This is a genomic window from Chitinophaga sp. (assembly GCF_036569125.1).
GTDB lineage: Bacteria > Bacteroidota > Bacteroidia > Chitinophagales > Chitinophagaceae > Chitinophaga.
On the sequence record NZ_DATCRF010000435.1, the window covers coordinates 1 to 3,816 of the forward strand.

Annotated in this window: 2 protein-coding genes and 1 pseudogene; 1 reads left to right on the plus strand and 2 read right to left on the minus strand. The window is 49.5% G+C overall.

Going from position 1 to position 3,816, the window contains the following annotated elements:
• Nucleotides 1–1,157 (plus strand): c-type cytochrome domain-containing protein (locus VIM87_RS16225; RefSeq protein ID WP_331998007.1); only part of this gene is annotated, 1,157 nt, incomplete at its 5' end.
• Nucleotides 1,158–1,242: 85 nt separating this feature from the next.
• On the opposite strand, the gene VIM87_RS16230 is transcribed toward VIM87_RS16225, so the two are convergent.
• Nucleotides 1,243–3,309 (minus strand): OPT family oligopeptide transporter, encoded by a 2,067-nt coding sequence (locus VIM87_RS16230; protein WP_331998008.1) that lies wholly within the window; start codon nucleotides 3,307–3,309, stop codon nucleotides 1,243–1,245.
• A 126-nt stretch (nucleotides 3,310–3,435) separates the two neighbouring features.
• Nucleotides 3,436–3,816, minus strand: a pseudogene (locus VIM87_RS16235) (hypothetical protein); the annotation flags it as partial.

A 3,816-nucleotide genomic window follows, 5' to 3' on the forward strand; every position in this document is an offset into this window, starting at 1 on the left:
GTGTGTTTGGTTATATGCTTTCTTTAAGCGGGGATTATGACCGTACTACTTTAAGCCATCATAAGCTGGCAGGCATTGGCCTGGCGGTGATTGCAGGCCTGCTGTTCTTACTCACAACCCAACGTTTCAAAGCCCTATACACGGTAACGCCTACACTTTTTTCAACCTTGCTGGCAGGCTTGTTTGGTTTAATGGGATATGCAGGTCACCAGGGCGGTAACCTTACACATGGCAGCGATTACCTGACCATGGCAGTATTAACCTACCGGGAACGGCCAAAGCCAACCAGCGTGGAGCAGGCAATGATCTATGAAGATGTGGTGCAGCCCATGCTGATAAAGAAATGCGGGCAATGCCACCAGCCCGGTAAGTTAAAGGGCAACCTCTCCGTACAGAATTTAAAAAGCCTGCTGAAAGGCGGTAAGAACGGCCCTGCAATAGTAGCCGGTAAACCGGATGAAAGTGAATTATACAAACGTATTACCATGGATCCCGCCCATGAAAAATTTATGCCGGCAGATGGTAAGCCGCCGCTGGCAAAAAAAGAGGTGGAGATCATTCACTGGTGGATAGAAAAAGCAATGGCCGCAGAAGGTGCGCAAATAGCGGCGTTAAAAGATAATGCTGCCATAAAACCGAAGATAGCAGCCTGGTTAGGCTTAGATGGCGCCGCTGCACCGGAGGAAGAAAATGCAGCCGGCATTGAACAGCATATTAATCCTGATATACCTGTTGCGGTGGATCCCGGACTGGTAGAGAACCTGCGCCGTAAGGGACTGATGGTGCGCGTTATGTTACAGCACCCCGCCATGCTGGATGTAACCCTGCCCGCAGGCTCCGGCAAAAACATTGCTGATATAAAAGATGACCTGGCAAAAGTGGGAAAGAACATTATTTGGCTGAACCTTTCTGATAACAACTTTTCCGATACAGACCTGGCTTTCCTGGGCCAGCTTACCAACCTGGAAAAATTGCGTCTGGAGAAGAACCCCATTGCAGATGGTATCAGCGATCATTTAGCTGCCTTAAAACACCTGGAAGCAGTGAACCTGAATGAAACCAGGATCAGCGCCGTGTGTGTGAACAAGCTGGAAAAAACGCAGGGTGTTAAAAGAGTGTATAGCTGGAAAACAGCAGCGCCGCAAGCCGCGGATTAAAAAGATAAAAGCACAATAAAAAAAGCGGCTGCGTCATCGCTGACACAGCCGCTTTATGTTGAATATATACGCGTGTAGGGAAAATCTATAGCTCTACTTTCTGCTGCTGATTGGCAATGCGGTAAAGGATCCATCCCATCAGGGCAAAGAACGCAACTGCCAGCACATAGTAACCGCCCTGGCCCAAAGCATGGGTCATACCTTCTTCCAGGTTCAGGCTGGCCATTAAGGGGCCGGTAGCATTCATACCAGATAACACTGCGATCAATACACCCGCTACAGCGCCACCTGCAACCAGGCCGGTAGCAAACAGGTTGCCTTTACCCAATTCCTCTTCTTCCGCAGATACCTGGATGTTCTTCTTTTTCTTCTGATGGTCTACCACACCACGGATAGCGCTACCCAGGAAAATAGGCAGGGTAGTAGACAGGGGCAGGTATGCACCAATTGCAAAAGACAGTGATTTAATACCGCACAATTCCATGGTAATAGCCAGGAATACGCCTACCACTACATACTGCCAATCCAGGCTGGACGACTGGATACCTTTGATCAGTGTAGCCATGAGCGTACTTTGCGGCGCGGGGAAGTAAAGGCTGCCAATCGCATGTGCATCAGGCGCCATACCTTTAGCGATCATATCGGTTGTAGGCTTGTCCAGGAATTTTATTGTTAAACCGATAATGATAGAGGAAACAATAGCGCCGATAAACAATGCTATCTGCTGGTATTTAGGCGTAGCGCCTACAATGTAGCCGGATTTCAGATCCTGCGAAGTACCGCCGGCATTAGCTGCCGCAATACAGATCATACCGCCTACCACCAGCGCCATAGGCTCATACGCCTTACCGCTCCAGCCAATGGCAATAAACACCAGGCAGGTGGCCATAAGTGTGGCAATGGTCATACCGGAAATAGGGTTGTTGGAAGTACCGATCAAACCCACAATGCGGCTGGACACTGTTACGAAGAACGCGCCAAAGATCACCACCAGTAAGCCTATCAGCAATTTCTGGCCAACGGAATTACCCGGCAGCTGCGGCAGAAAAGCCATTAATAATACCAGCAGTATGCTGCCAATGGCCACTATTTTAATATTAAGATCCCTTTCCGTACGCGGTACATCCTTTGTGTTTGCTTCCACACCGTCGCGGCTAAGAGAGCTGATGCTGCCTTTAAAAGATGAAACAATAGTAGGAATGGTTTTGATAAGCGTAATGAAACCGCCGGCTGCCACGGTACCTGCAGCTATTTGCCGTACATAGGCATAATAAATAGCAGAGGAGTAGTTGGCAAAAGTATGGGTGGCAGGGTCCCAGCCTCCTTGTCCGCCCGGTGTGGTAAGGCTGGCCAGGTAGCCCAGCTTCACCAGCTGGGTAGCAATAGCATCTGCCGGTACCAGGGTAGCCAGTAAGGGAATAATGGCCAGCCAGGCCAGTACGCCGCCGCCTACCAGTACGCCGCCAATGCGCGGGCCTATGATGTAACCTATACCCAGGTATTCCGGTGTTATATCCGCACTTACACGGGCAGAAGGTAAGAACCGGTTCACCTGTTTGGTCATATAAAAAGGCGTTTCCGCAATAACGTGCAGGATCTTTTGCAGAATGGCATACACGAAAGCAAAGCCTAATCCGTAAAATGCTGTTTTAGCAAATTCTCCACCTTTCTCACCGGCTATCAGCACATCGCCACAGGCCGTACCTTCCGGGTAGGGCAGGGTGCCATGCTCTTTTACAATAAGGGAGCGCCGTAAGGGGATCATCATGAGCGTACCCAGGATGCCCCCAAAAATGGCCAGGATGAAAATGGTGATGTAATCAAAGTAATTGGCGCTGCTGGGGAGCGACAGGAACAGGAATCCCGGCAGGGTAAAAGCCACGCCGCCTGCAATGGTTTCACCGGCAGACCCCGTGGTTTGAATAATGTTATTTTCCAGGATGGTGGTCTTAAAAAATTTCCGGCCCAGGGTAATGGCAATTACCGCGATGGGGATGGATGCCGTAACGGTCAAACCTGCTTTGAGCGCAAGGTACACCGTAGCGGCGCCGAAAATAATACCAAAAATACAGCCCAGTACAATGGACTTGACGGTGAGCTCCTTCATCTTTATGTCAGGAGCAACAAAGGGTTTAAAGTTAGTATCTGCCATGATTTATTGATGGTGTATGTTTAATAATGTGCAAATATGCGAATGTGCAGGTGTGCAAATGAATTGTGCGGATATAACATGTGCGGCTTTATCATCTGCACATCTGCATATCTGCACATTTGCACATCACCTCACTCCATTCATCCATTTCTTTAACAGGCCGGAGAGCAGGAATAGCAGAATGGCCGCTACCCCGGGCAGTATGGCAAAGAGCATGAAGAACTCGTACAGGTTATGAATGGTAAAACCGGCAAATTGCGGGTAAGCTGATGGCAGCTTCAAGGTTAAAAGCTGTTCTTTCAACTGGCTGGTAACGGCAACAGTGCCGTTCAGGATGCCCTGCAGGTCAATATTGTTCCTGGCAGCTATCTCAAATTTTTCGCCGGTAGGTGGTAACAGGGTGCCCAAAGTGCCGGCCAGCGCATAACCGGAGGCATTGGATAAAAAGAACACGCCCATGAGCAGGGAGGTAAAACGGTGCGGCGCCAGCTTGGATACCAGTGAAAG

Excerpts from the sequence above, each read along its gene's own strand:
- VIM87_RS16230 (WP_331998008.1), bottom strand. The coding sequence starts at position 3,309 with ATGGCAGATACTAACTTTAAACCCTTTGTTGCTCCTGACATAAAGATG.